The sequence below is a fragment of the Streptomyces sp. NPDC002643 genome, assembly GCF_053592555.1.
The window spans coordinates 360111-386795 of sequence record NZ_JBSFVY010000004.1; the positions used below are offsets into that span (position 1 = coordinate 360111).

The window sequence follows — 26685 nt, forward strand, 5'->3', positions numbered from 1 at the left end:
GCGCGACCAGCCCCCACCCACCCGCACCCGCCAAACCACCCGCACCCCCGAGCCATTGGGCACCCCCGCTCAACCCACCCCGCTCACCTCACCCCGTCGCCCCGAGTACAGACACCACAATCGGCCCGGCGGCCTCGCCGCCGCGACCCCCGGCCTCCGCCATCGCCGCCGCGGCGACATCCCCCCGGAACCCGGTGAACCAACTGTCCGCCACATCCTGCCCATCGACCTCGGCCGACCCCGTCTTCGCCCCGATGTCCCCGCCCAGCGGAGCCATCACATCCTTCGCCGTACCCTGACTCGCGGTCAGCCTCATCATCTGCTTCAGCTGCGACGCGGTCCCCGGCTTCAACCCCCGCGCGGTGGCCAGCTTCCGCCCGTCCAGCTCGGGCGAGACGAGATACGGCTGCCGGAACTCCCCGGTGATCGCGGTCGCCGTCACCGACGCCATGTTGAGCGGATTCATGGTGACCTGCCCCTGCCCGATGGCGTTGGCGGCCCGGTCGGGCCCGGCGGACGCCGGCACGCTGCCGTCGGAGGAGGTGATGCCCGTCTTCCAGTTGTCCTTGCCGAGCCCGAAGCGCTCCTGGGCCTCGGCGGTGAGGGACCCGTCGTTCATCGGGCCCTCGTCGATCAGCTTGATGAAGGCCGTGTTGCAGGACCGCAGGAACGCCTGGGCGAGCGTGGCACTCGGCGACTCGTCGGGCTCCATGCCCGGCAGGTTCTTGAAGGTCTGGCTCTTCCAGATCGCGCTGTCGGGGCAGGGCGCGGGCCCGTTCATGGTGGCCACACCGTTGTCGATGAGGGTGGCGGCGGTGATGATCTTCATGGTGGAGCCGGGCGGCACCTGCCCCTCGAACGCCGCGTTGAAGGCGTCCTTCCGGTGGTTGGCCACGGCCAGCACCTCACCGGTACTCGTCTTGACGGCGACGACGGACGACTCGGCGTACTGCGCGACGGCCTTCTCGGCGGCCGCCTGCGCCTTCGCGCTGATCGTGGTCTTCAACTCGCCCGCCTTGCCCTCGGCGAGCGTGAGGAGAGGCGTGTCGGCGGCGCCGGTGGCGGTGTGCCGTACGGCCAGTTCGATACCGGGGCTGCCGCCCGCCTTGTCGCCGTAGCGCTCGCGCAGGGTGTCGAGGATCGGCCCGAGGGAGGGGTACTTCTCCTTGGTCAGCACGGTGCCGTCGCGGTCCACGGCCTCGATCGGCGGTGCCGCCGCCTCACCGGTGTACAGCTCGTCGCCGTCCTGCAGTTCGGGATGGACGACGGACGGCTGCCAGTCGACCAGCGCCCGCCCGGTGGTCTCCCCGCGCACGACGGTCAACCGGCTCTTGTACGCCAGCTCCTCGCTCTTCCCCTCGTACGACACCGTCGCCGAGACGGAGAACGGAACGGTCCGGCCCCCGGCACCGGTCGGCTTGCCGGGCTCGATCCTCACCTCGCCGATCCGCGCGGCGCCGACGAACTGGCCGAACAGCTTCCCGGCGCCCGCCGCGTCGTTGGTGTACGACGACGCCGTGGCCGCGTCGCCCTCCTCCCAGGCGGCGAAGAACTTCTCGGTGGTCTCCGAGACCTCCTCCGCACTCGGCGGCCCGGTCCGCTGCGCGCCCGACGTACCGTCGCCGCCCAGCGCGGTCACGAAGTTGTACGCCCCGTACCCGGCACCCCCCACCATCACCATGAAGACCCCGCCGACTATGGCGACCTTGGCCCCCTTGCGCATACGTACTTCCTCCCCGTTTGCGGCACTTGTGGCGCCTCCGCGACCGGCTCCCGCGCACTTTGAACGCGTTCAGAAACCGCTTGCCTGGGCCCACTGTATGCGCCGCCTGTGACTCACGGGGCGTGTGTTCCCTGATTGTTAGCCCTTGGGGGAGCGGGACGGGGAGCGGCTGCGGGAGGGAAGGCGGGAGGGATTACGGGAGGGAAGAGGGGCCGGATTCAGGGCGTCAGACCCATGTGTCCAGCCACATCCGGGAGCGCCAGTCGTCGATGGGGATGGACTGGCCCGTGAGGATCGGCCAGAAGTAGATGAAGTTCCAGAGGATGAGGAGGACGAGGACGCCGGCGCCGGCGGCTCCGGCGACGCGGCGGTGTTCGGAGGCGCGGGGTGGGCCGAGGACGGCGCCGATCATCATGGCCACGGCCAGGCAGAGGTAGGGCAGGAAGACGACGGCGTAGAAGTAGAAGATCGTGCGTTCCTGGTACATGAACCAGGGGAGGTAGCCGGCGGCGACGGCGCAGACGATCGCGCCCGCGCGCCAGTCGCGGCGGAAGAACCAGCGCCACAGGACGTAGAGGACGGCGAAGCACGCCGCCCACCACAGCAGCGGGGTGCCGATGGCGAGGACCTCACGGCCGCACTTCTCGACGGCGTCGGCCGGGCAGCCGCTCCTGCCGGGCGTCTGCTCCTCGTAGAAGTACGAGACCGGGCGGCCGTCGACGATCCAGCTCCACGGGTTCGACTGGTACTTGTGCGGCGAGTGCAGCCCGATGTGGAACTGGTAGACCGCGTGCTCGTAGTGCCACAGGCTGCGCAGCCAGTCCGGCAGCCAGCTGAACCAGCCGCCCTTGCCCGAGGTAGCCGCCCAGTCGCGGTAGTAGCCGCCGGTGCCGTCGTCCGGGGAGAGAATCCAGCCCGTCCAGGAGACCAGATATGTGACGATCACGACCGGGACCGTGGACAGGAACGCGAGGCCCAGGTCCCGCTGGAGGGTCGCGATCAGCGGCTGACGGGCACCGGCGACCTTGCGGGCCGCGTAGTCCCAGAGCACCGTCATGATGCCGAAGAAGACGAGGAAGTACAGCGCGTTCCACTTGGTGCCGAACGCCAGGCCCAGGCAGAGACCGGCCAGCCAGCGGTACGGGCGCAGGCCGAGCCTCGTCGTCTCGGCGACCAGGGCGTTGGGGCGTACGACTCCGTCGGCGTCCGGTGGCAGGGCGGCGGCCAGGCGTTGTCGCGCCTTGTCCCGGTCGATGACCAGACAGCCGAAGGCCGCCAGTACGAAGAACATCAGCACCTGGTCGAGCAGCGCCGTACGGCTCATCACGAAGTGCAGGCCGTCCACCGCCATCAGCGTGCCCGCGAGGCAGCCCAGGAACGTCGAGCGGAAGATACGGCGGCCGATGCGGCAGAGCATCAGGACGGACAGGGTGCCCAGCAGGGCCGTCATGAAGCGCCAGCCGAACGGGTTGAACCCGAACATCAGCTCGCCCAGACCGATGACGTACTTGCCGACCGGCGGATGAACGACGTACGCCGCGTCCGTCGGGATCGGGACGTCGCCGTTGTTCTGGAGGATCAGCTCGTTGGCGTTCTTGGCCCAGTTGACCTCGAAGCCGCGGTGGACCAGCGCCCACGCGTCCTTGGCGTAGTACGTCTCGTCGAATATCACCGCCTTCGGGCTGCTCAGGTTCCAGAACCGCATCACGCCCGCGACCAGCGTCACCAGCAGCGGGCCGCCCCACGCCGACCAGCGGGTGATCCGTACGGCGAGGCCCTGACCGATACCCAGCGCGGCCCAGACGCCCGGGCCGGGGCGGGTGTACGGGGGCACCAGACGGTCGCGGACGTCGCTGCTCGGCGGCGCCGTGTAGCCGAAACGGCGCAGCCGCTGCTGCCACGACGGCCGCGAGTCGGTGCCCTGGCTCTGCCGGGTGTCCGTGGAGGGCGCGGTACTGGTCACCGCGCCATCGTAGGGAACACGGCTGTGGGAGTCCCGTGGGTTGGGAATGTGGGATGGGGGGCCGCATGGGGTGCCGCGTGGGGCGCCTATGGGGGTGGGGGTGTCTGGTGCTTTGGCGGCTGCGGGTGCGTTGTGGCTTGTCGCGCCCACGCGGCGGCAGCCGCACATTCAACACAGCCCCGCGCCCCTTGAACGTGGCGGTGGCTGGGAGGATGAGCCATGTGACTGGAACCCTTGTTTTGGCAGGTACCCCCATCGGTGATGTCGCGGATGCGCCGCCTCGGCTCGCCGAGGAGTTGAGCGGGGCCGATGTGGTCGCCGCCGAGGACACCCGGCGGCTTCGGCGGCTCGCGCAGGCGCTCGGTGTGCAGCCGGGTGGGCGGGTCGTGTCGTACTTCGAGGGCAACGAGGCGGGGCGTACGCCGGAGCTGGTGGAGGCGCTCGTGGGGGGCGCGCGGGTGTTGTTGGTCACGGACGCCGGGATGCCGTCCGTGTCCGACCCCGGGTACCGGCTGGTCGCGGCGGCCGTGGAGCAGGGGGTACGGGTGACCGCCGTGCCCGGTCCCTCCGCCGTGCTCACCGCCCTCGCTCTCTCCGGTCTGCCCGTGGACCGGTTCTGCTTCGAGGGGTTCCTGCCGAGGAAGGCCGGGGAGCGGCTGGGGCGGCTGCGGGAGGTCGCGGAGGAGCGCCGGACGCTGGTGTATTTCGAGGCCCCGCACCGGCTGGACGCGACGCTCGCCGCGATGGCCGAGGTGTTCGGCGCCGAGCGGCGGGCCGCCGTGTGCCGGGAGTTGACCAAGACGTACGAGGAGGTCAAGCGGGGGCCGCTGGGGGAGTTGGCCGAGTGGGCCGCTGGTGGGGTGCGCGGGGAGATCACCGTGGTGGTGGAGGGGGCGCCGGAGAAGGGGCCCGGGGAGGTGGACGCCGAGGAGTTGGTGCGGCGGGTTCGGGTGCGGGAGGAGGCGGGGGAGCGGCGCAAGGAGGCGATCGCGGCGGTTGCGGTGGAGGCGGGGGTGCCGAAGCGGGAGGTGTTTGACGCGGTTGTGGCCGCGAAGCGGGGTTCTGTGTAGGGGGGCGCCGTCGGGGTGGGGTGTGTTGTTGGGTGCGGGTTCGTTGTGGCTGGTCGCGCCCACGCGGCGGAGCCGCATATGTCACAGCCCCGCGCCCCTGAAAAGACGGGGCTGCGCCCCGGCCTTTTCATCATCCCGCAGGCATCGTTCTCAGGGCTGCACACCCGGTTTTCAGGGCCGCAGGCCCTGATCTTTTAGGGGCGCGGGGCTGTATCGATATGCGGCTCCGCCGCGTGGGCGCGATCAGCCCCCACCCACCCGCAGTCGCCAAACAGCCTCTCCCCCCGAGCGATTGGGCGGGCCATACCCCATCCCCTGGTAAAGCCACGCAAAGCCCAGCCCTCCCAGCGGAGCGGTTCCCACAAAGGGAGGCCAAATCGGGTTCAAAGGTAGGCAGGTGGGGTGCGGTGGGGGGCGGCCCGGGCGTCCACTGGGTGACGAGGGCGTTTGGGGCCTCAACCGTCCAGCGGACAAGAGGAGCTGGCATGACCGAGATCGCAGAGCGGGCCGTACTGCGGGACACCGCAACCGCTGTCGTTCACGAGTCGTATTCGTTCGCCTGCATGCGCTGCGGGCATGGCTGGGAGCAGTCGTTCGAGATAGAGCACCACAATGACGCCCAGGGCCGCGACTTCGTGATGTACGTGGCCGACGGCCAGGTCGTGCCGTCCCCGCTGTCGAGGCCCACCTGCCAGAACTGCGACGGTCATGTCGTGCGGATCATGCGCGCCGGCCAGGTCTCGTCGGTGAAGGACGCCGAGCGGCACCACCACGTGCCGAAGCCCCGCGAGGCCACCGCCGTGGCCCCGGACGCGGCCGAGCCCAAGGAGGCCGACCCGCAGGGGCAGCACCACTGGAACTGGCACCTGTCGGATCTGCTGCACCCGTTCCACCGCAAGGCGAGCTGACCGCCGGCCCCCCGGAGGCTCCCCCCGCCGGGTGACGAGGGCATGCCCCGATCCTGCGATTCGTTCGATTCGTTCGATTCATAGGATCGGGGCATGCCTTCAAAGAACGACGACAAGAACTCCGCGCCGCCTCTCCCCGAACCCCTGCGGGTCGCCGTCGCGGATTCGCACACCCATCTGGACATGCAGTCCGGCACCGTCGACGAGGCCCTTGCCAAGGCCGCCTCGGTGGGGGTGACGACCGTCGTGCAGGTCGGCTGCGACATCAAGGGATCGCGCTGGGCCGCCGAGACGGCCGCCGCGTACGAGGCCGTGCACGCCACCGTCGCGCTGCACCCGAACGAGGCCCCGCGCATCGTCCACGGCGACCCCGACGGCTGGTCCCGGCAGGGCGAGCGGGCGGCCGGGGGCGACGCGGCGCTCGACGAAGCGCTCGCCGAGATCGACAGGCTTGCCGCGTTGCCGCAGGTCAAGGGCGTCGGTGAGACGGGTCTCGACTACTTCCGCACCGGGCCCGAGGGCAAGGCGGCGCAGGAGCGGTCGTTCCGCGCGCACATCGAGATCGCCAAGCGGCACGGCAAGACGCTGGTCATCCACGACCGCGACGCCCACGCCGACGTCCTGCGCGTCCTGAAGGAGGAGGGCGCCCCCGAGCGGACCGTCTTCCACTGCTACTCCGGCGACGCCGACATGGCCGCCGTCTGCGCCGAGCACGGCTACTTCATGTCCTTCGCCGGGAACATGACCTTCAAGAACGCCCAGCCGCTCCGCGACGCCCTCGCCGTCGCCCCGCTCGACCTCGTCCTCGTCGAGACCGACGCGCCGTTCCTCACCCCCGCGCCGTACCGCGGACGGCCCAACGCCCCGTATCTCATTCCGGTCACGGTCCGTGCGATGGCCGAGGTCCGCGGTATCGACGAGGACGCGCTGGCGACGGCGATCGCCGCGAACACGGCCAGGGCGTTCGATTACTGACCGATCACGCCGCATAGGCCGTTCGAGGGACCCAGAAAGATGATCAGCGGCCCGTGTCGCGACACTGTGTGACCACGTTGCTTTGGAGGGTGACCGCAGTCCGCTAGGTTCGCGTCGCCCGACCCGGACCCCGGATTCCCTCTGGAGCGTGTCGTCGTGAGCAGTGTGCAGTCGTCGTCGCAACCCTCGTCGTACGAGACCTCGCCTCAGGGGGGCTACGGGGAGTACGCGGATTACGCCGAGTACGGGGAGCGCGCGGACTTCTCGGGTTACGAGGAGCAAGGGGACTACGAGGATTACGGGGACTGCGCGGATACCTACAGGCCCGCTTACGAGATTCCGTCGGCGCCGCAGGGCGGCGGTGGGCGGGCCGTGGCACGGCGGGCGGCTCGGGGCGGGCGGGCGCGGCGGCGGGGGGCCGAGCGGCCCACCACCCTGCGGCGGCTGGTGCCGCAGGCCCTCGTCGTGGCGTTCCTCGCGGGCGGCACCTCGGCGTTCGTGGCGAAGGACAAGGCGATCGAGCTGACCGTCGACGGCCGGCCACGCACCCTGCACACCTTCGCCGACGACGTCACCGAACTCCTCGCCGACGAAGGGGTCGCCCTCGGCGCCCACGACGTCGTCGCCCCCGGCCCCGGTACCGCGCTCAGCAGCGGCGACGAGGTGGCCGTCCACTACGGGCGGCCCGTCGCCCTCACCCTCGACGGGCAACCCCGCCGGGTCTGGACGACCGCCCGTACCGTCGACGGGGCGCTGCGGCAGATCGGGGTGCGCGCGGAGGGCGCGTACGTCTCGACCTCGCGCTCGCGGCGGATCGGGCGGGAGGGGCTGGAGCTGGACGTCCGTACCGAGCGGACCGTCACGATCATGGCGGACGGGCGGACGCGGACCATCCGTACGAACGCGGCGACCGTGCGGGAGGCCGTGGAACAGGCCGGGGTCACGCTGCGCGGGCAGGACACCACCTCCGTCGACCAGGCCGGCTTCCCGCGCGACGGGCAGACCGTGACCGTGCTCCGGATCACCGGGTCGCGGGAGGTGCGCGAGGAGCCGATCCCGTTCCTGGTGCGGAGGGTCGAGGACGCGTCGCTGTTCAAGGGCACCGAGGTCGTGGAGCAGGCCGGGCGGCCGGGGGCGCGACGGGTCACGTACGCCTTCCGCACGGTCAACGGGGTCAAGGAGCGGCCGAGGCGGGTGCGGACGGAGGTCGTACGGGAGCCGCGGGAACAGGTGGTTCTGGTCGGGACCAAGCCGAGGCCGATGTCCGTGCGGGGTGCCGAGGGGTTGAACTGGTCGGCGTTGGCGGCGTGCGAGTCGGGGGGCCGACCCGACGCCGTCGATCCCTCCGGGACGTATGGGGGGCTGTACCAGTTCGACACCCGGACGTGGCAGAGCCTCGGGGGGAGCGGGCGGCCCCAGGACGCGTCCGGGGAGGAACAGACCTTGCGGGCGAAGAAGCTGTATGTGCGGCGGGGGGCGAGTCCTTGGCCGCATTGCGGGGCGCGGTTGAGGGGGTGAGAGGGGGGTGGGTGGTGGGTTGCGTTGGGTGCGTATGTGCGGCGCCGTCGTGGTTGCTCGCGCAGTTCCCCGCGCCCCTAAAAGATCAGGGCCTGCGGCCCTGAAAACCGGGCGTGCGCGGTGATGAAAAAGCTGGCCGCAGGCCGCTTTTTCAGGGGCGCGGGGCTGTATCGACATGCGGCTCCGCCGCGTGGGCGCGACCAGCCCCCACCTACCCGCACCCCGCAACGCACCCCACCCACCCGAGCTCCCCCCGGCCCGGCGCCCGGCGCTCCCCCGGCCCCGTAACCTTGTGCCCGTGAGCACCAGCCCCACCCCCGACGCCCTCCTCGGTCCCGCCGACGTCCGCGAACTCGCGGGCGCCCTCGGCGTGCGGCCCACCAAGCAGCGCGGTCAGAACTTCGTGATCGACGCGAACACGGTCCGCCGGATCGTACGGACCGCCGACGTGCGGCCGGACGACGTGGTCGTCGAGGTCGGCCCGGGGCTCGGTTCCCTCACGCTCGCCCTGCTGGAGGTCGCCGACCGGGTCACCGCCGTCGAGATCGACGACGTACTCGCCGGCGCCCTCCCCGCCACCATCGCCGCCCGCATGCCCGACCGGGCCGACCGGTTCGCCCTCGTGCACTCCGACGCGATGCACATCAAGGAACTCCCGGGCCCCGCCCCGACCGCCCTCGTCGCGAACCTCCCCTACAACGTCGCCGTCCCCGTCCTCCTCCATATGCTCGACACCTTCCCGAGCATCGAGCGCACCCTCGTCATGGTCCAGGCGGAGGTCGCCGACCGCCTCGCCGCCGGGCCCGGCTCGAAGGTGTACGGCGTGCCCTCGGTGAAGGCCAACTGGTACGCCGAGGTCAAGCGGGCCGGGGCGATCGGGCGGAACGTCTTCTGGCCCGCGCCGAACGTGGACAGCGGCCTCGTCTCGCTCGTCCGCCGTACCGAGCCGCTGAAGACGACGGCGACCAAGGCCGAGGTGTTCGCCGTGGTCGACGCGGCCTTCGCCCAGCGGCGCAAGACGTTGCGCGCGGCCCTCGCCGGCTGGGCCGGTTCCGCCGCCGCGGCCGAGACCGCCCTCGTCGCCGCCGGCGTCTCCCCACAGGCCCGGGGCGAGTCCCTCACCGTCGAGGAGTTCGCCGCCATCGCCGAGAACAAGAACACCGGCGACAACCACACCGCCCAGCACTAAAACGTCCACGAACGAGGAGTCCAGCCAGCCGTGAGCGTGACGGTTCGCGTCCCCGCCAAGGTCAATGTCCAGCTCGCGGTCGGGGGTGCCCGGCCCGACGGGTTCCATGACCTGGCCAATGTCTTCCTCGCCGTCGGGCTCTACGACGAGGTGACCGCCACCCCGGCCGACGAACTGCGCGTCACCTGCGAGGGACCGGGCGCCGACCAGGTCCCCCTGGACCGCACCAACCTCGCCGCCCGCGCCGCCCTCGCCCTCGCCGAACGCCGCGGCATCGCACCGCATGCGCACCTTCACATCGGCAAGGACATCCCGGTGGCAGGCGGTATGGCGGGCGGGAGCGCGGACGCCGCCGGTGCGCTTCTCGCCTGTGACGCGCTCTGGGGTACGGACGCCTCGCGCCATGAACTCCTCGACATCTGCGCCGAGTTGGGCAGCGATGTGCCGTTCAGCCTGGTGGGTGGAGCCGCGCTCGGGACCGGGCGGGGGGAGCGGCTGCGGCCCCTCGATGTGGGCGGGGACTTCCACTGGGTGTTCGCGATCGCGGACGGAGGGCTCTCCACCCCGGCCGTCTACCGCGAGTTCGACCGGCTCAACGAGGGGCACCGCGTCCCCGAGCCCGTCGCCTCCCAGGTGCTCCTCGACGCGCTCGCCAAGGGGGATGTGGATGCCCTCGCCGCCTTCCTCCCCGACTCCAACGGGCTCCAGCCCGCCGCCCTCTCCCTTTTCCCCCGGCTCGCCGACACCCTCGCCGCCGGTCGCGCGGCCGGCGCCCTCGCCGCGCTGGTCTCCGGGTCGGGGCCCACCACGGCGTACCTCGCCAGGGACGCGGAGGCCGCCACCGCGATCGCCGCCGCGCTCATCGCCTCCGGCACCTGCCGCACCGCCCGCGTCGCCACCTCCCCCGCGCCCGGCGCGACGATCACCACTCCAACCGGCGCGACGATCACCACCTGATCCGTACGACTCCTGCGGTGAACCCCAGGTACTCAGCCCCCACTTGAGTACCTGAGCGCTGACGCCCACCCGGCTGTCGGCGCGACCGTACTCCCATGACCGCAAACGTGAGTGCGAGCCGGCTCGCCGCCGCCACACCGTCCAGCCGTGACCGGTATGTCGACCTGCTGCGGGTCGCCTCGCTCGGCACGGTCGTCCTCGGCCACTGGCTGATGGCGGCCGTGACGACCGGCGGCGACGGTGAGGTGGAGGTGGGCAATCTCCTCGCCGTGGAGCCCGGGCTCCAGATACTCACCTGGGCGCTGCAGATCATGCCGGTCTTCTTCTTCGTCGGCGGCTTCTCCCACGCCCTGTCGTACCGCTCCCTGAGCAGGAAGGCCACGACCGGCCCCGATACGAAGACAGGCGCGGCCTCCCGCCACCCGGTCTCCCTCTACCCCGCCTTCCTCCGCGCCCGGCTCCAGCGGCTTCTGCGGCCCACCATGGTGTTCATCGGGGTGTGGGGAGCCGCCGCGCTGCTTCTCCAACTCACCGGCGCGGGCGGCGGCCTGCTCGATGTGGCGCTGCGACTCGTCGCCCAGCCGCTGTGGTTCATAGGGATCTATCTGGCGATGGTCGCCTTCACCCCGCCGCTGCTGAGGCTGCACGAGCGGTTCGGGTGGGGGGCCTTCGCGGGGCTCGTCGCGGCGGCGGCCACCGTCGATCTGCTGCGCTTCGCCTTCCATGTGCCCTTCGTCGAGTTCCTCAACTTCGCCTTCGTCTGGCTCGCCGTCCACCAGCTCGGGTTCCTGCGTGCCGACGGACGCCTGACCCGGCCGTACCTCCTCGCGGGGGCCGGTCTCGCGGGGGCCGCGCTGCTGGTGGCGTACGGGCCGTATCCGCTGTCGATGGTGGGGATGCCCGGCGAGAAGATCTCGAACATGGCGCCCCCGACCTTCGCGCTGCTGTGCCACGGGCTGTGGCTGGTCGGCGCGGTGGAGTGGGTGCGCGGGCCCGTCTCGCGGTGGCTGGAGCGGCCGAAGGTCTGGCGGGCGGTCGTGGCGGCCAACGGGATCTCGATGACCGCGTTCCTATGGCATCTTTCGGCCATGCTCGGCGTCTACGGCGTCCTCCTCGCCCTCGACATCACGCTCCCGGCGCCCGCGTCGGCCGCCTGGTGGGTCCAGTTGCCGCTGCGGCTGGTCGCCGCCGGCCTCCTCACCGCCGTACTCGTCGCCGCCTTCAAGGGCTTCGAACGCCCGGCGGCCACGAAGGAACTCAGCAGGTCAGAGGGCAAGTCGCGGGCGCATGAAGGGTTTTCGGGGCCCGCCGCCGCGCTCGGTGTCACGCTCTGTCTGTTCGGGGTGCTGGGGCTGTCGATGGTCGGATTCGGGGGGTTGTTGGAGGGGCGCACGGCTCTGCTGATCGCCGTTCATGTGACCGCGCCGGTGGCCGTGGCGATGACGCTCATGGGGTGGCTGATGGTCGAACGGGCCGGGCGCAAGGGAACGTTGGGACTGTAAACGCGCAGGTCATGTGAGGATTCTGTGGATCTGGGACATGCTCCGGAGTCTGTAACTCACGCCACAGTATTTTAATTCTCACTAATGTCCCCGAGTGATCCCTTTTCAAGTGATCTGGCCGTCGATCGCGAATGGCATGATCTCGATCCCCGGTGACTGCGTTACCGGTGGTACTACCGTCCGCGCGGGGCCGTCCGCGCGGCGGGCGAGAGGGGTTCCTCCCATGGGACATATGGACCACTTCAGCGCCGGATGGGTCACTCCCGTCCTGTCCTACGTCATGGCCTGCGTCGGCTCGGCACTCGGACTCCGCTGCACCGTCAGGGCACTTGAGGCCGAGGGCGCCTCGAAGCGGAACTGGCTGACGCTGGCGTCGTTCGCGATCGGGTCCGGCATCTGGACCATGCACTTCGTCGCCATGATGGGCTTCGGCGTGGAGGGCACCCCGATCCGCTACGACGTGCCGATGACCGTGCTCAGCCTGGTCATGGCGATCGCCGTGGTCAGCGCCGGGGTGTTCACCGCCGGATACGGCCGCTCCCGGGTACGGGCGGTCGCCTTCGGCGGGCTCGGCACCGGGCTCGGGGTGGCGGCCATGCACTACACCGGGATGACGGCGCTCAATCTGCACGGCACCGTCCACTTCGACCCCAAGCTGGTCATCGCCTCCGTGGTGATCGCGGTCGTCGCGGCGACCGCGGCGCTTGCGCTGACGCTGGTCGTGCGCGGGGGTGTGCTCGCCGCTATCGCGGCGCTGGTCATGGGGCTTGCCGTGAGCAGCATGCACTACACCGCGATGTATGCCGTGAGCATTGATCTCGCGCCCAGTTCGGCGGAGTTGGGTGGGGCCACTGCGACGGAGTTCCTGTTTCCGCTCGCTGTGCTGCTTGGGTCGTTCCTCTTTCTGACCTCGGCGTATGTGGCGCTTTCGCCTACCGGGAAGCGGGCGGAGTCTTCTTTCGCGGATGAGTTGCTTCGCGAGGTCGAGCTTTCCACTGCGTAGGCGCTCCGCGCGGAGTGCCGTTGTTGTCTGCGGGCCCGTGGGGGCTGGTCGCGCACACGCGGCGGAGCCGCATATCGACTCCGCCCCGCGCCCCTTACGGGGCGCCCCTTAGCTTCAAGTCGCCCGACCCCTCGAAGAGGTCCCCAAATGCAACTCCCCCGTATCACGCAACGGCTGCGGCCCAGATCCGTGCGGGCGAAGATCGTCGCCCTGTTGATGTTGCCCATCGTGTCGTTGATGGCGCTGTGGAGCTATGCCGCCGTGACGACCGTGGCGAGCATCGGTGACACCGAGCGGGCCAAGGACGTCAACAACGAACTGCTCGCGCCGGTCGCCGAGTTCGTCACCGCGTTGCAGGGGGAGCGGACCGCCGCCACCCGGTATGCCGCCGGGCGGGACTCCGTCGACCTGGACAATCTCGAAGCCGCGCAGAAGACCACCGACAAGGCCGTCTCCGTCCTCCGCGACGGCGTGAACTCCTCCAGCTCGGACGCGGCGCTCATCGACGCCGGGCTGCCCGACCGGCTTCAGACCCTGGAGGCCGACTTCAGCGGTCTGGCGTCCCTCCGTGCGCAGACGACCGACAAGGGCACGAAGGACGCGGAGAACGCGAAGGACACGGTCTCCACGGCGTACGACAAGTACTCCACGGTCATCGAGCACGCCTTCGCCGTGACCGGGGCGCTCACCAGCGAGAAGGGCACCGACGCCACCTCCGAGGCCCGCGTCGTCCTCGAACTCTCCCGCGCCCGTGACGCCGTGGCCCGCGAACAGGCCCTCCTCGCCGCCGCCACCGCCTCCGGGACGCTCTCCAAGCAGCAGTACGCGCAGTTCATCGGCGCCGTCGCCACCCAGCGCGAGCTGCTGAAGCCCGCCGTCGCCGACCTCAAGGCGGAGCACCGGCCCGCCTACGACATCCTGCTGGCGAGCGACGGTTACACCACGCTCGCCGAGGTCGAGGACCGGGTGACCGACGCCGGGTCCGGGCCCGTGTCGGCGGCCGTGCTCCAGGGCTGGGACTCCTCGTCGGACGCCGTGCTCAGGGGCCTCGCCGAAGCCGAGGAGGACGCCGGTACAGGGGCCGCGGCCAAGGCGGACGTCTTCGGCTGGGACACGCTCGGCGCCTCCGGTATCGCGGTCGTCCTCGGTCTCGTCGGCGTACTGCTGTCGCTGCTCGTCTCCGTGGGCGTCGGGCGCGGCCTCATCGTCGAACTCCTCGATCTGCGCAACTCCGCCCTCGAAGTCGCCGGCCGCCGCCTCCCGCAGGCCATGCGCAAACTGCACGCCGGGCAGGGTGTCGACATCGACGCCGAGGCCCCCATGCGCCGTCTCGCCGGGGACGAGCTGGCCCAGGTGGGTACGGCTCTGACCGCCGTCCAGCGGGCCGCGCTCAAGGCCGCCTCCGAGCGCGCCGAACTCCTCAGCGGTATCTCCGGGGTGTACGTCAGCCTCGCCCGCCGCAGCCAGGTGCTGCTCCACCGCCAGCTCGACCTGCTCTCCGCCATGGAGCACCGGCAGCGGGACCCGGCCGAGCTGCACGACCTCTACCGCGTCGACTACCTCGCCACCCGGATGCGCCGCCACTCCGAGTCGCTGCTCATCCTCTCCGGCATCGCGCCCGGCCGGGGCTGGCGCGACCCGATCCCGCTGACGGACGTCCTGCGGGCCGCCGTCGCCGAGATCGAGGACGCCACCCGCGTCCAGGTCTGGGCCGTACCGAAGGTCTCCCTCAACGGCGGTTCCGTCGCCGACGTCATCCATCTCCTCGCCGAACTCGTCGAGAACGCCGCCGCGTTCTCCCCGCCCTCCACCAAGGTCCAGCTGCGCGCGGCCCGGCTGCGCGACGGTGTCCTCATCGAGGTCGAGGACAGCGGCTTCGGCATGAACGAGGAGGCGATGGCCGAGGCCAACCGCAAGATCCAGTCGGAGCGGGTCGACCTCCTCGACGCCAAGCAGATCGGCCTGTTCGTCGTCAACCGCCTCGTCGAACGCCAGGGCCTGCGCGTCGATCTGCGCGAGTCGACCACCGGTGGTGTCACCGCCTCCGTCCTCATCCCCGAGAACCTCATCCGCGACGACATGCCGGTCCACCAGGCGGTGACCGCCGGCGGCGGAGCCGGGAGCCGTCCCCTGGACCCGGCCTCGGCCCTGATCCAGCAACGGCGACGGCAGTAGACCGCGACGGTCGCACAAGGCGGTCGGCCGCGGAGGTCGCACAAGACGGCCGTGCGCCTCGGGTGGTGGTGTCCCCGGGGCGCACGGCTTTTTTACGCGATGTTCCTGAACAACGCCGACGCGCTAGAAGGTCAGCTTCCAGCTGTTGATGTAGCCGGTGTCCGCGCTGTAGACGTCCTGGACCTGGAGCTGCCAGGTGCCGTTGACGGTGGTCTCGCTGGAGGCGTCGACGGTGTAGGTGGCGTCCACGTTGTCGGTGGAGTCGGAGGTGCTGCTGCTCTTCAGACGGTAGGTGGAGCCGTCCGGGGCGACGAGGTCGATGACCAGGTCACCGCGGTAGGTGTGGACGATGTTGACGTACACGGACAGGTCGCTGGGCGCGCTGCCGGTGAGGCCGCTGACGGTGATCGGCGAGTAGACGGCCGACCCGGCGTCCGGGATGGAGACGTCGGTGGTGGACTCGAAGGCGGTGCCGGTGTCGCCGCCGTCGTCCCCGCCGTCGTCGCCGTCACCGCTCGGGGTGACCTGGAGCAGCAGGTTGGGGCTGCCGGTGCCGACGCTGGTGAGGGTGGACGCGGAGGCCGCCGAGGTCAGGGCCGTGGAGACCGCCGAGGGCGAGGCGCTGGGGTTCTCGCCGAGGTAGACGGCCGCCGCGCCCGCGACGTGCGGGGACGCCATCGACGTACCCGAGTACGTGGCGGTCGCCGTGTTGGAGCTGTTCGACGCGGAGGTGATGGACGAACCCGGCGCGAACAGGTCCAGCGAGGAGCCGTAGTTGGAGAACGACGACCGGGCGTCGGCGCTGGTGGAGGCGCCCACGGTGATCGCGTTGGCCACGCGGGCGGGGGAGTAGCTGGACGCGTTGGCGTTGTCGTTGCCGGCCGCGACGGCGTAGGTGACACCGGCCGCGATGGAGTTGTTGACGGCCGCGTCGAGCGTGGAGTCCGCGCTGCCGCCGAGCGACATGTTGGCGACGGCCGGGAACTGGGCGTTCTCCGTCACCCAGTCGATACCGTCGACCACACCGGCGGTCGTACCCGAGCCATCGTCGTCGAGGACGCGTACGGCGACGATGTCGGCGGCCTTGGCGACACCGTAGGTGGTGCCCGCGACGGTACCGGCGACATGGGTGCCGTGGCCGTTGCCGTCGTCGGCGGTGGAGTCGCCGTCGACGGCGTCGTAGCCGTAGGACGCCCGCCCGCCGAAGTCGGTGTGGGTGATGCGTACGCCGGTGTCGATGATGTACGCGGTCACGCCGGCGCCCGCGCTGGACGGGTAGGTGTACGACGAGTCCAGCGGCAGATCGGCCTGGTCGATACGGTCCAGGCCCCAGGTGGCGCCGGTCTGGGTGTCGTTGATGCGGAGGGTCTTGTTGGTGGCGACCGAGGCGACGGCCGGGTCGGCGGCGAGCTGCTTGGCCTCCGCCTCCGTCATCTCGGTGGCGTAGCCGTTGAGGGCCTTGGTGTACGTCTGCTCCACCTCGGCGCCGTAGCGGGTGGCGACTGCCTTGCCCTTCGCGGAGGCCGCCCGGAACGGCAGGCTCTCCTTCAGCGTGACGATGTAGCTGTTCTTGATGGCGTTCTCGGCGCTCGCACCGAGGATCGTGCCCTCGGCCGGTGCCGCGGCCGCGGGGGCGGCGGTCGCGGCACCGACGGTGAACAGCGCGGCGGCCGACACCAGCGCGGCGAACGTGGCGCGTCTGCGGCGCCCGGGGGTGTGGGGGCTGGGGGAGTGCTGCACGAACATCGGGGGTGGTTCCCCTTTCGTGAAGACTTGCGTGGACTGGCCGAGGTGGGGGGTGGCGTTGTCCTGGTCACATACAGTGATGGTGATGATGTGGTCACGTCAATGAGGGGAATCCCTAAGTCCGGGTCGGGGGTGGGGAGTTGGGGGGCGAGGGTGCGGGGCTCGGCCCCTTGGCCCGAGTGGTACCCCGGTACCACTCGCGTGCCGAAGATTCCCTCAGGGCCCAGAGCGGGGGCACGCGGCGCTTCTGGCTTCGAAAGCACACACCGCGACGCATCCGTAGCCGGCCTCGCGGTCGAGTCATAGCCCGACGCGAGAAAGGCCCCCTCCTGTGATCGAAGCACGCGAGCTGACCAAGCGGTACGGCGACAAGACGGTCGTCGACCGGCTGAGCTTCACCGTCAAGCCCTGTGAGGTGACCGGATTCCTGGGCCCCAACGGCGCCGGCAAATCGACGACCATGCGCATGATCGTCGGCCTGGACGCCCCCACCAAGGGCTCCGTCACGGTCAACGGCAAGTCCTACGCCCGGCACACCGCCCCGTTGCACGAGGCCGCCGGGTCGAGGAGGTCATCGAACTGGCCGGACTGACCAGCGTGGCGGGCAAGCGCGTGGGTGCCTTCTCGCTCGGCATGGGGCAGCGGCTCGGCATCGCCTCCGCCCTGCTCGGCGACCCGGCGATCGTCATGCTCGACGAACCGGTCAACGGCCTCGACCCCGAAGGCGTGCTCTGGGTACGCAATCTGCTGCGGGCGCTGGCCGACGAGGGCCGGGCCGTGATGCGGTGTGAAGGTCGCCACCGCCGAGACCGCGAGGCTGCGTTCGCTGCTGGCCGGTCCCGATGTCACCATCAGCTCCTCCTCCGCCGATGAACTGCTGGTCAACGGCCGTGACGCCCGCGAGATCGGGGCGATCGCCGCCCAGCACGGGATCGCCCTGCACGAACTCACCCCGCAGGCCGTGTCGTTGGAGGCGGCGTTCATGGAACTCACCCGGGACGCCGTCGAGTACCAGAGCGCACCGGGCCGACACCGCCGACACCGCCGACCGCGCCGCCGCCGGAACCGCCGACTCGGAACGAAAGGCCGCCTGAGATGACCGTCACCAGCCTCTCCCCTGCCACGGCCACCACCCCTGCCCGTACCGCCGACTACAAGGTCACCGCCCTGCGCGTCCTGCGCTCGGAGTGGGCCAAGTTCTGGTCGCTGCGGTCCAGTTGGATCACCCTCGGTGTGGCCGTCTTCCTGCTGATCCTCTTCGGGGCGGTCGCCGCCTACACCTACAGCCCCGACGCCGCCGCGACCGGCGGCCCACCCGGCGGCGGGACCGGTGACAGCGACGCGGTGAGCCTCGCCCTGACCGGCGTGACCTTCGCTTCGCTGGCCGTCGGTGTGCTCGGCGTCCTGCTGTCGGCGGGCGAGTACAGCACGGGCATGATCCGCTCCACCCTCGCGGCGGTCCCGCGCCGGCTGCCGGTGCTGTGGGCCAAGGCCGCGGTGATCGGGCCGATCGCCCTGGTCCTCACCACGCTGGGCGCGCTGGCCGCGTTCCAGTTGGGCGCCCCGGGCCTGGACGGCGAGTCGATCGCGCTCTCCCTCGGCGGCGACGGCGTACTGCGCGGCCTCGCCGGAGCGGGCGTCTACCTCGGCCTGGTGGCCGTGTTCGGCATGGCCCTGGGCGTACTGATCCGCTCCTCCGCCGGCGCCATCGCGGTCCTGGTGGGCATCCTGCTCATCCTCCCCGGCCTGGCCTCCCTCCTCCCCGACTCCCTCAGCCCCTAGTTCCCCAGCAACGCCGGATCGGCCATCTACGCCCTCCAGGAATCCTCGGACGCCCTCTCCCCGGGCACGGGCCTGGCGGTCTTCGCGGGCTGGGTGGCGCTGACGCTCGCGGGGGCGGCGTTCCGCCTCGTCAGGAAGGACGCCTGAAGGGTTGCGCCGTCGCCCCCGAAGGAGGGCGGGCGCGCTCAGGCGCCTGATCCGGGGCGGGAGGGCACCCTCAGCCGCCTCAGCCCCCCTCACTCCCTGCCCCGGCCCCGCACGGCGCTCTCGGCCTTCGTCAGCCACTCCAGGTACCACCCGGCGTAGGTCACGGGAGCGCCTTCGGCGTCCAGCGGGGGCTCCAGGTCGGCCTCGTCCACCCTTGGGTCGGACCAGATCGTGCCCCGGTGGGGGCCGCTGACGATCAGCCATTCGCGCTGGGCGCAGCCCAGGTGGCAGAGGGCTATCGCCCCGGCGGTGCGCTCGGGCGCCCACAGCACCTCGGCCAGACGGCCGTCCCACGCCTCGTACGCGGTGTCGAAGGCATCCAGATCGTCTCCGAAGTCCTCCTCCTCGGGGCACGCGTCCAGCAACGCGGCCAGCACCTCCGGGTCCGGCCCCTTCTCCGGGAACGGCTCGGCGAGCAGGGTCAGGTCCGTGAGGTCGGCCCCGTCGCCCTCCCAACGCCAGGCGCCGTCCACCCGGCGGGCCGGGAACACCCCGTACGAGGGCCCGGCGCCGCCCGCTCCCACCTCCGTGAGAAACGTCCGGTACTCCTCCGGGAGGCGCACCCCCAACTGCGTCTCCAGCTCGGCCAGCGCGCCCTCCGTCAGCGGCTCCTCCAGCACCCACCCATGGCCGAGGGCCCCGAACACCTCATGGCTCCCCGGCGCCGCGCCCAGCGCCGCGACCCGCTGTCGTACGCCGGCCCACACCTGATCACTGACTTCGGTCATGTGCAAGAACGTACGCCCCGCCACTGACAACGGGCCCGGACGACCGCCCCGCACCGCCCCACCGCCGCCCACACCCGGCCCCGTCCCCCGCCCCGCCCCGTACGCCCACCCCAGTACACGCGGATACTCCCGCCGTCAGACGCGCCCCCCGGCCGTCGACCGGCACGGTGAACACATGAAGACAAGCCGGCCCGTACGCCGGGCCCTCCTGGTCGTCCATGTCACCGCCTCCGCCTGCTGGCTGGGGCTCACGCTCGGCCTGCTGGCGCTGGCGATCACCGCCACCACCACCGGGTCGGCGGCCGTCACCGAGGCGTCCGTCCGGGCCATGAAGCTGTTCGCCGACTGGCTGCTGCTCCCGGTCGGGTTCCTGACGTTCGTGAGCGGGCTGGTGCTGTCCCTCGGCACCCCGTGGGGGCTCGCCCGGCACCGCTGGGTGTACATCAAGTTCTGGCTGACCCTGGCCACCCTCACCGCCACCACGTTCGTGCTGCGGCCCGGCATGGGCGAGATCGTCACCGCAGCACAGAGCGGACCGCTTCCCGACCGCGAGGACGTGCTGATGGGGCCGATCGTCTCCCTCACCGCGTACGTCTTCATGACCGTGATCTCGGTGCTCAAGCCCTGGGGGGCTCACCCGGCGCGGCCGGCGCCTGCGCGAGGCGGAACGGGCCCGGGCCAAGCGTGCCGTCACGGCTCCCCGGGGCGCCGACTACCCTGGAGGGTCGATCGTCACCGTGGCAGGAGAGTAATGGCCGTCAACCTGGTCAATGTCGAGAACGTCAGCAAGGTGTACGGCACCCGCGCCCTGCTCGACGGAGTCTCCCTCGGCGTCTCCGAAGGGGACCGCATCGGCGTCGTGGGCCGGAACGGGGACGGCAAGACCACCCTCATCCGGATGCTCGCCAAGCTGGAGGAGGCCGACACCGGCCGGGTCACCCACTCCGGCGGCCTCCACGCCGGCGTGCTCACCCAGCACGACTCCCTCGACCCGACCGCCACGGTCCGGCACGAGGTCATCCGGGACATGGCCGACCACGAGTGGGCGGGCAACGCCAAGATCAGGGACGTACTGACCGGGCTGTTCGGCGGCCTCGATCTCCCCGGCTTCCCGCAGGGGCTCGACACCGTCATCGGCCCGCTCTCCGGTGGCGAGCGCCGCCGTATCGCCCTCGCCAAGCTACTCATCGAGGAACAGGACCTGATCGTCCTCGACGAGCCCACCAACCACCTGGATGTGGAGGGCATCTCGTGGCTTGCCACTCATCTGCGTGAGCGGCGGTCCGCGCTTGTCTGTGTCACCCACGACCGGTGGTTCCTCGACCAGGTCTGCACCCGCATGTGGGATGTGCAGAAGGGCACGGTCTACGAGTACGAGGGCGGGTACTCCGACTACGTCTTCGCGCGCGCCGAGCGGGAGCGGATCGCCGCCACCGAGGAGACCAAGCGGCAGAACCTCGTCCGCAAGGAGCTGGCCTGGCTGCGGCGCGGCGCCCCCGCGCGCACGTCGAAGCCGCGGTTCCGCGTCGAGGCCGCGAACGAGCTGATCAAGGACGTGCCACCGCCGCGCGACAGCAGCGAGCTGATGAAGTTCGCGACGACCCGGCTGGGCAAGACCGTCTTCGACCTGGAGAACGTCACCGTCCAGGCCGGGCCGAAGGTGCTGCTGAAGCATCTGACGTGGCAGCTCGGGCCGGGTGATCGCATCGGGTTGGTGGGGGTCAACGGGGCGGGGAAGACTTCGCTGTTGCGGGCCATGGCGGACGCCGCCCGCAGCGACGGGGAGAAGCAGCCGGTCGCCGGGCGCGTCGTCACCGGCAAGACCGTCAAGCTCGCCTATCTGTCCCAGGAGGTCGCCGAACTCGACCCCGAGTGGCGGGTCCTCCAGGCCGTGCAGCAGGTCCGCGACCGCGTCGACCTCGGCAAGGGGCGCGAGATGACCGCCGGGCAGCTCTGCGAGACGTTCGGCTTCAACAAGGAGAAGCAGTGGACTCCCGTCGGGGACCTCTCCGGTGGTGAGCGGCGGCGGCTCCAGCTGCTGCGGCTGCTGATGGACGAGCCGAACGTCCTGTTCCTGGACGAGCCGACCAACGACCTCGACATCGAGACGCTGACGCAGTTGGAGGACCTTCTCGACGGGTGGCCGGGGTCGATGGTCGTCATCTCCCACGACCGGTTCTTCGTCGAGCGGACGACGGACCGGGTGTTCGCGCTGCTGGGTGACGGGGCGTTGCGGATGTTGCCGCGCGGGATCGACGAGTACATCGAGCGGCGACACCGCATGGAGGAAGCCGCGGCTGCGGCCAAGCCTGTTGTGGTTGAGGTCGCGCAGAAGAGTGCGGCTGATTCGCGGGCCGCGAAGAAGGAACTGCAGAAGATCGAGCGGCAGTTGGACAAGATCTCCGAGCGGGAGGCGAAGCTGCACGCTCAGATCGCCGAGAACGCGACGGATTTCGCGAAGGTGGGGGAACTGGACGCCGAGCTTCGAGGGCTGGCCGGGGAACGCGAGGACCTTGAGATGCGATGGCTCGAACTCGCTGAAGATGCGTAGCCTCGGGGGCTGATTGCGTCAACTCGCCTTAGCGGACTGGGATTCGACTACGGGTGCGGGTCGTGTGTGGTTGCTCGCGCCCACGCGGCGGAGCCGCACATCGACACAGCCCCGCGCCCCTTTAGGGGCGCCGCAGTCCCCCAAAGTCGTATAGAACCCTCCGCGTCCGTCCCGTGAAGGGGGCGTGAAGGTGCGTAACGGGCGCATCACGGAGGGGTTCTCCCTTGGGAACAGGGGATCGAGTGGGGGGCTGCGTGGTTGTGTCGCAGTGATAGAAAGGGCCGACAGAGACGTCGTCTCGTCAGTCTGAGAAGCGACACCACGCGTTAGCACGGGTGGCTCGAAAGCAGCGAACAGGGGGATGAACGCTGATGACTCAACCACCCGGTCAACCGCCGTACGGCGGCGGCTTCGGAACGCCGCAGGACCCGTCGCGACAGCAATCGCACCAGCAACCACAGGCCCAGCCCCAGCCGGGCCCGTACGGGTATCCGCACACGCCCCCGCCGCAGGGCCCGCCCGTCCAGAACCACCCCGGCTACGGCTACCCCCAGTCCGGCCCGTACGCCGCCCAGCCGGGCCCGTACACCCCGCCACCCCAGCCCGGTTACGGGTACCCGCAGTCGCAGTACCCGGGCGCTCCCACGCCTCCGCCCGCGCAGGGCGGCGGCGGTGGTTCCAGGAACCCCTTCAAGGGCAGGCCGGCGATGGCGATCGGCGCCGCCGTGGCCGCGCTGGCGGTGATCGGGGGCGCGGTGTTCGCCGTGACCTCGCTCGGGGGCGACGACGAGGGCGACAAGAAGCCCGTCGCCCAGGAGAGCCCCAAGGCGAGCGAGGACGCCAAGCCGTCGACGGAACCCTCCGCCCCCGTCAACCCGGGGGACGGCAGTGGTGACGGCGGTGAGGACCTCGACGTCACCGATCTCAACGCGGGGCGCAAGGACGGCGAGGCCAAGGTGCTCTGGTACAAGAGCGCGCCGGACGCGCCCGGTTCCGGTGCGGACGCGCCGGGGCTGTGGGTCACCGACAAGGTCGCGGTGAAGGCCGCGTACAAGCAGGTCTTCGCGTTCGGTGTGGCGGACGGGAACCCGGCGTGGGACCCGATCGAGTTCGACGGGAAGATCTGCGCGGTTACCCGGCAGGCGACCGCCGGCAAGATCGTCGTCGCCCACCAGAAGACCAACGCGAGCAACGCCAAGTGCAACCAGCTCCAGCAGATCGACCTGGACACCGGGGAGAAGGGCTGGACCGCGGAGGTCGACGAGGGCGCCCTCTTCGACAGCACCCTCAGCCTCGGGCTGACCGTCACCGGCAACACGCTGATGGTGGGCCGCTCGCAGTCCGGGACGGCGTACGACGTCACCACCGGCAAGAAGCTGTGGGACAAGAAGGACTACGGGCAGTCCTGCTACCCCGACGGGTTCGCGGGCGGGAAGAAGCTGATCGCCGTCTCCTCCTGCGCGGCCGGCTCCGACAAGAAGCACGACGAGGTGCAGGAGCTCGACCCGAAGACCGGCAAGGCCAAGTGGACGCGGAAGATCCCCACGGGCTGGCGGGTCGAGTACGCGTACTCCACCGACCCGGTCGTCCTCTACCTCACCAACGAGGACGAGAACAAATGGAACATCTCCACGTTCAACGGTGACGGCTCGACCCGTTCGCAGGTGGACATCAAGGACTCCATCGCGCCCGACTGCGACGGCGGCTTCCTCGACCGGGGGCTGGAGGGCTGCTCGGGGGTCGTGGTCGCCTCGAACACCCTGTATCTGCCGACCGAGGCCAAGGACAGCACCAACGCGATCGTCGCGATCAACCTGGCCAACGGCAAGGAGAAGTGGCGGGTCAAGTCCGCCGAGGGCTCGTCCATGGCGCCCATGAAGACGGACGGTACGAAGCTGATCGCGTACGTGGAGCCGGGGTACAGCGTCGGCGGCGAGATCGTGTCCGTGCCGACCACCGGCAAGAACCACAAGGCGACGCGGCTGCTTCAGATGCCCAGCAGCGCCGCCAAGATCGAGAGCGCCTTCTTCTCGCAGGCCTACGACTATGTGGGCGGGCGCTTCTTCCTCTCGACGACCACGCTGACCGGCAGTGACGAAGCGAAGGAGAAGTTGATGCTGGCCTACGGCAAGTGACGCGCGCGCAAGCAGAGGGCGGCCTCCGACCGGCTCTCGGCTCCGCCGGGTGCGCCTCCGCCGGGTGCGCCTCCGGTTCCGCCGGGTTCGTCCTCGGTGGTCTCGGCCTCGTCTCCGGTTCGGCCGGGTTCGCCTTCGGTGGTCCCGGAGTCGCCTCCCGTTCCGCCGGAGCCGTCCTCGGGGGCCCCGTGGTCGCCTCCGGACCCGCCCGGCGATTACCCGCCCGGGCCGCTGTCCGGTGGGGCGCCCCGGCCGGCGTCCGGTCGTACATCCCGACCGGCATCCGGTCGTACGCCCCCGCCGCCGACGGACCGGCCCCCCTCGACCCGTACTCGTACCCGTCCTCCTTCTCCCAGATCCGCTCCGAGGTATCCACGTCATGACGCAGCCGCCGCCCCCACCGAACCAGCCTCCGGGCCCGCCGCCGAACCAGCCGCCCGCGCAGCCCCCGGCCCAGCCGCCGCAGCTCGGCAAGGACACCCCGCCGCAGGGCGGCTTCGGTGCGCCCACGCCCCCGCCGCAGGGTGGGTTCGGCGCCCCCACGCCCCCGCCGCAGGGCCCGCCCGCGCAAGGAGGCGGCTACGGCTACCCGCAGGCGCCGACGCCCCAGCCCGGCTACGGCTACCCCGGCCAGCCCACGCCCCCACCCGCCCAGCCGGGCCCGTACGGCCAGCCGCAGCAGCCCGGCCCCTACGGTCAGCCCCAACAGCCGTACGGCCAGCAGCCCTACGGCCAGCCCGGTCAGCAGCAGCCGTACGGCTACCAGCAGCCGACCATGCCCATGCAGCCCCAGGTCGGCGCCCCCGGCACCCCCGGCGGGCCCGGTGGCAAGAAGAAGATGAACTCCACGGCGATCATCATCACGGCGGCCGTCGCGGCCATCGCGCTGATCATCGGCGGCGGTGTCTACCTCGCCAACTCGGGCGGTGACGACGAGGGCAAGAACGACACCGCCAGCTCCGAGGGCACCTCCGGTGGCAAGGAGGACACCAAGAACGGCGACGACGGCGGCTCGTCGTCCGGCGGTTCGTCGTCGGGCGGGGTCGAGATCCCCACCGAGGCGCAGGAGAAGGTGCCGTCCAGCACCAGCGCCAAGGTCCTCTTCCAGGTGCCCGCGCACGAGGTCGCCAACAAGGACGACATCGACAGCGTCAAGGGCTCCTGGCTGACGAGCACGACGTACGCCAAGTCCGCGCTCAACAAGATCGTCGGCTACGACCCGGACACCGGCAAGGAGAAGTGGACGCTCGACCTGCCGGGCCAGACCTGCGCCGGCTCGCGTGAGATCACCACCGAGGGCGTCGCCATCGTGGTGAGCGAGGACGGCAAGCGCACCAAGGACGAGCGCCCGCCGTGCACCGAGGTCACCGCGTTCAACGTCGACACCGGCAAGGAGGTGTGGACGCAGAGCGCCGATGTCAGCGGCAACAAGGTGCCGTTCGGCGAGGTCACCATCTCCGGTACGACGGTCGCGGCGGCCGGCGGCTACTCCGGTGGCGCCGCGTTCGACGTCAACTCCGGCAAGGTGCTGTGGTCGCCGAAGGTCGGCGAGTGCACGGACGACGGCTACGCGGGCGGCGCCCAGCTGGTCGCGGTCCGCCAGTGCGGCGACTACGGCGAGGAGACGTACGAGATCCAGCTGCTCGACCCGAAGACGGGCAGCGTCAAGTGGAGCTACAAGCTGCCCAACGGCATCGACCGCGCCACGGTCATCTCCACCAGCCCGGTGGTCTTCGGCGTCGTCACCGGCAGCGACGTCCCGCTGGTCGGCGTCACCGACATCTTCTCCCTCGACGACAGCGGCAAGCTCCGCGCCAAGATCTCCGTCCCGGACAAGAAGTACGACTTCGACTGCCCGGTCCGTGGCGTCTGGGCCTGCAAGGGCATCTACGTCGGCAGCGACAAGGTGTACATGCCGACCGAGCACCACGACGGCACCAAGGCGTACAGCTCCACCAACGAGATCGTCTCCTTCTCGCTGGACACGGGGAAGTCGACCAGTGACCGCGTGGACGCGGGCGACGACTACGAGCTGTTCCCGATCCGCATGGACGGGCCGAACATCATCGCCTACAAGGAGGGCCCGTACGACAAGGGCTCCCAGATCGTCTCGGTCGACGCCAAGACGATGAAGCAGACAGTGCTGCTGGAGACCCCGGCCACCGACGCGGTCCGCACCGCGATCAGCGCGATGGTGCCGACGCTGAGCGAGATGCTCTACACCGATGGCCGGTTCTTCATCGGCAAGGACCTCGTCAGCGAGCCGTACAACGACGAAAAGGAGTACACGGCGCTCGGTTTCGGGGCGAAGTAACCCCACGCGCCCCCTCGGCCTCGTCCGACGGCCCCGCCCCAGCTCAGGGGCGGGGCCGTGCACGTTTCCCTCATCACTCCCGAATGGGAGGGAATTTCGGTAATCCGGGGCACTTCTCTCCGATAGGGGGCGCGCGATGTCGAACAAGCGTGTAGCTTCCGGGGGCATGAAGCGTGGGGGAGTGGACGCGGGAGCCGGGGGGCTTCTGTCCGTGCGGTCCAGTGGGCGGCCATAGTTGG

The 26685-nt window shown here is 70.7% G+C and carries 19 protein-coding genes and 3 pseudogenes; 18 read left to right on the top strand and 4 right to left on the bottom strand.

The genetic code is table 11. From position 1 onward, the window contains the following. Nucleotides 1–88: 88 nt before the first annotated feature. A complete protein-coding gene (locus ACWD4G_RS08570; protein ID WP_451291523.1) occupies nucleotides 89–1723 on the bottom strand; it encodes a penicillin-binding transpeptidase domain-containing protein in 1635 nt (544 codons plus the stop codon). Between the two features lie 226 nt (nucleotides 1724–1949). Continuing rightward, nucleotides 1950–3686 (bottom strand): dolichyl-phosphate-mannose--protein mannosyltransferase, encoded by a 1737-nt coding sequence (locus tag ACWD4G_RS08575; protein WP_451291524.1) that lies wholly within the window; start codon nucleotides 3684–3686, stop codon nucleotides 1950–1952. Between the two features lie 221 nt (nucleotides 3687–3907). On the opposite strand from ACWD4G_RS08575, the gene rsmI reads away from it, so the two are divergent. The 9 genes from rsmI to ACWD4G_RS08620 all read left to right on the top strand — a co-directional run bounded on the left by rsmI (nucleotide 3908) and on the right by ACWD4G_RS08620 (nucleotide 14983). Then, entirely contained in the window at nucleotides 3908–4756 is an 849-nt protein-coding gene (rsmI, locus tag ACWD4G_RS08580; protein ID WP_451291525.1) for a 16S rRNA (cytidine(1402)-2'-O)-methyltransferase, read from the top strand. Nucleotides 4757–5241: 485 nt separating this feature from the next. Then, on the top strand, nucleotides 5242–5664 hold the full coding sequence (locus ACWD4G_RS08585) for a hypothetical protein (protein WP_451291527.1): 423 nt from the start codon (nucleotides 5242–5244) through the stop codon (nucleotides 5662–5664). A 93-nt stretch (nucleotides 5665–5757) separates the two neighbouring features. Beyond that, nucleotides 5758–6639 (top strand): TatD family hydrolase, encoded by an 882-nt coding sequence (locus ACWD4G_RS08590; protein ID WP_451291529.1) that lies wholly within the window; start codon nucleotides 5758–5760, stop codon nucleotides 6637–6639. Nucleotides 6640–6795: 156 nt separating this feature from the next. Then, nucleotides 6796–8157 carry a ubiquitin-like domain-containing protein gene (locus ACWD4G_RS08595; protein ID WP_451291531.1) on the top strand — a complete coding sequence of 454 codons (1362 nt, stop codon included), beginning with the start codon at nucleotides 6796–6798 and terminating at the stop codon, nucleotides 8155–8157. Nucleotides 8158–8455: 298 nt separating this feature from the next. Further along, nucleotides 8456–9346, top strand: coding sequence for a 16S rRNA (adenine(1518)-N(6)/adenine(1519)-N(6))-dimethyltransferase RsmA (gene rsmA / locus ACWD4G_RS08600; RefSeq protein WP_451291533.1), 891 nt, complete (start codon nucleotides 8456–8458; stop codon nucleotides 9344–9346). Nucleotides 9347–9376: 30 nt separating this feature from the next. Continuing rightward, entirely contained in the window at nucleotides 9377–10303 is a 927-nt protein-coding gene (locus ACWD4G_RS08605; protein ID WP_451291535.1) for a 4-(cytidine 5'-diphospho)-2-C-methyl-D-erythritol kinase, read from the top strand. A 95-nt stretch (nucleotides 10304–10398) separates the two neighbouring features. After that, nucleotides 10399–11805, top strand: coding sequence for an acyltransferase family protein (locus tag ACWD4G_RS08610; RefSeq protein WP_451291537.1), 1407 nt, complete (start codon nucleotides 10399–10401; stop codon nucleotides 11803–11805). Between the two features lie 223 nt (nucleotides 11806–12028). Further along, nucleotides 12029–12808, top strand: coding sequence for an MHYT domain-containing protein (locus ACWD4G_RS08615; RefSeq protein ID WP_451291539.1), 780 nt, complete (start codon nucleotides 12029–12031; stop codon nucleotides 12806–12808). Between the two features lie 147 nt (nucleotides 12809–12955). Further along, the gene (locus ACWD4G_RS08620; RefSeq protein WP_451291541.1) at nucleotides 12956–14983 is read left to right on the top strand and encodes a sensor histidine kinase; all 2028 of its coding nucleotides are present in this window, start codon (nucleotides 12956–12958) and stop codon (nucleotides 14981–14983) included. A gap of 123 nt (nucleotides 14984–15106) precedes the next feature. Here the strand turns inward: ACWD4G_RS08620 and ACWD4G_RS08625 are convergent, their stop codons facing one another. Beyond that, entirely contained in the window at nucleotides 15107–16729 is a 1623-nt protein-coding gene (locus tag ACWD4G_RS08625) for a S8 family peptidase (protein ID WP_451291543.1), read from the bottom strand. Nucleotides 16730–17144: 415 nt separating this feature from the next. On the opposite strand from ACWD4G_RS08625, the pseudogene ACWD4G_RS08630 reads away from it, so the two are divergent. From ACWD4G_RS08630 to ACWD4G_RS08645, 4 genes and pseudogenes are all read left to right on the top strand, one after another. Then, a pseudogene (locus ACWD4G_RS08630) lies at nucleotides 17145–17377 on the top strand (ATP-binding cassette domain-containing protein); the annotation flags it as partial. Beyond that, nucleotides 17363–17602 carry a hypothetical protein gene (locus tag ACWD4G_RS08635; protein ID WP_451291704.1) on the top strand — a complete coding sequence of 80 codons (240 nt, stop codon included), beginning with the start codon at nucleotides 17363–17365 and terminating at the stop codon, nucleotides 17600–17602. The pseudogene ACWD4G_RS08630 and the gene ACWD4G_RS08635, both read left to right, overlap by 15 nt. Continuing rightward, entirely contained in the window at nucleotides 17517–17828 is a 312-nt protein-coding gene (locus ACWD4G_RS08640; protein WP_451291545.1) for a hypothetical protein, read from the top strand. Before ACWD4G_RS08635 ends, ACWD4G_RS08640 begins: the two co-directional genes overlap by 86 nt. Further along, nucleotides 17825–18658 (top strand): annotated as a pseudogene (locus ACWD4G_RS08645) (ABC transporter permease). Before ACWD4G_RS08640 ends, ACWD4G_RS08645 begins: the two are co-directional and overlap by 4 nt. 89 nt (nucleotides 18659–18747) lie before the next feature. On the opposite strand, the gene ACWD4G_RS08650 reads toward ACWD4G_RS08645, so the two are convergent. Next, nucleotides 18748–19446, bottom strand: coding sequence for an SMI1/KNR4 family protein (locus ACWD4G_RS08650; RefSeq protein ID WP_451291547.1), 699 nt, complete (start codon nucleotides 19444–19446; stop codon nucleotides 18748–18750). 175 nt (nucleotides 19447–19621) lie between these two features. On the opposite strand from ACWD4G_RS08650, the pseudogene ACWD4G_RS08655 reads away from it, so the two are divergent. The 5 genes and pseudogenes from ACWD4G_RS08655 to ACWD4G_RS08675 form a co-directional block, all read left to right on the top strand. Next, a pseudogene (locus ACWD4G_RS08655) lies at nucleotides 19622–20002 on the top strand (DUF2269 family protein); the annotation flags it as partial. Nucleotides 20003–20197: 195 nt separating this feature from the next. Beyond that, a complete protein-coding gene (locus ACWD4G_RS08660) occupies nucleotides 20198–21997 on the top strand; it encodes an ABC-F family ATP-binding cassette domain-containing protein (protein WP_451291705.1) in 1800 nt (599 codons plus the stop codon). Between the two features lie 371 nt (nucleotides 21998–22368). Next, a complete protein-coding gene (locus ACWD4G_RS08665; protein ID WP_451291549.1) occupies nucleotides 22369–24132 on the top strand; it encodes an outer membrane protein assembly factor BamB family protein in 1764 nt (587 codons plus the stop codon). After that, nucleotides 24129–24515, top strand: coding sequence for a hypothetical protein (locus tag ACWD4G_RS08670; protein ID WP_451291551.1), 387 nt, complete (start codon nucleotides 24129–24131; stop codon nucleotides 24513–24515). The genes ACWD4G_RS08665 and ACWD4G_RS08670 overlap by 4 nt, the downstream gene beginning before the upstream one ends. Next, complete coding sequence (locus ACWD4G_RS08675; protein WP_451291553.1) at nucleotides 24512–26446, top strand: outer membrane protein assembly factor BamB family protein; 1935 nt, start codon at nucleotides 24512–24514, stop codon at nucleotides 26444–26446. Before ACWD4G_RS08670 ends, ACWD4G_RS08675 begins: the two co-directional genes overlap by 4 nt. Nucleotides 26447–26685: the final 239 nt, after the last annotated feature.

Excerpts from the sequence above, each read along its gene's own strand:
- ACWD4G_RS08635 (WP_451291704.1), top strand. The coding sequence starts at position 17,363 with ATGGGGCAGCGGCTCGGCATCGCCTCCGCCCTGCTCGGCGACCCGGCG.
- ACWD4G_RS08650 (WP_451291547.1), bottom strand. The coding sequence starts at position 19,446 with ATGACCGAAGTCAGTGATCAGGTGTGGGCCGGCGTACGACAGCGGGTC.
- ACWD4G_RS08660 (WP_451291705.1), top strand. The coding sequence starts at position 20,198 with ATGGCCGTCAACCTGGTCAATGTCGAGAACGTCAGCAAGGTGTACGGC.
- ACWD4G_RS08675 (WP_451291553.1), top strand. The coding sequence starts at position 24,512 with ATGACGCAGCCGCCGCCCCCACCGAACCAGCCTCCGGGCCCGCCGCCG.
- ACWD4G_RS08610 (WP_451291537.1), top strand. The coding sequence starts at position 10,399 with ATGACCGCAAACGTGAGTGCGAGCCGGCTCGCCGCCGCCACACCGTCC.
- ACWD4G_RS08615 (WP_451291539.1), top strand. The coding sequence starts at position 12,029 with ATGGGACATATGGACCACTTCAGCGCCGGATGGGTCACTCCCGTCCTG.
- ACWD4G_RS08665 (WP_451291549.1), top strand. The coding sequence starts at position 22,369 with ATGACTCAACCACCCGGTCAACCGCCGTACGGCGGCGGCTTCGGAACG.
- ACWD4G_RS08620 (WP_451291541.1), top strand. The coding sequence starts at position 12,956 with ATGCAACTCCCCCGTATCACGCAACGGCTGCGGCCCAGATCCGTGCGG.
- ACWD4G_RS08585 (WP_451291527.1), top strand. The coding sequence starts at position 5,242 with ATGACCGAGATCGCAGAGCGGGCCGTACTGCGGGACACCGCAACCGCT.
- ACWD4G_RS08625 (WP_451291543.1), bottom strand. The coding sequence starts at position 16,729 with ATGTTCGTGCAGCACTCCCCCAGCCCCCACACCCCCGGGCGCCGCAGA.
- ACWD4G_RS08570 (WP_451291523.1), bottom strand. The coding sequence starts at position 1,723 with ATGCGCAAGGGGGCCAAGGTCGCCATAGTCGGCGGGGTCTTCATGGTG.
- ACWD4G_RS08590 (WP_451291529.1), top strand. The coding sequence starts at position 5,758 with ATGCCTTCAAAGAACGACGACAAGAACTCCGCGCCGCCTCTCCCCGAA.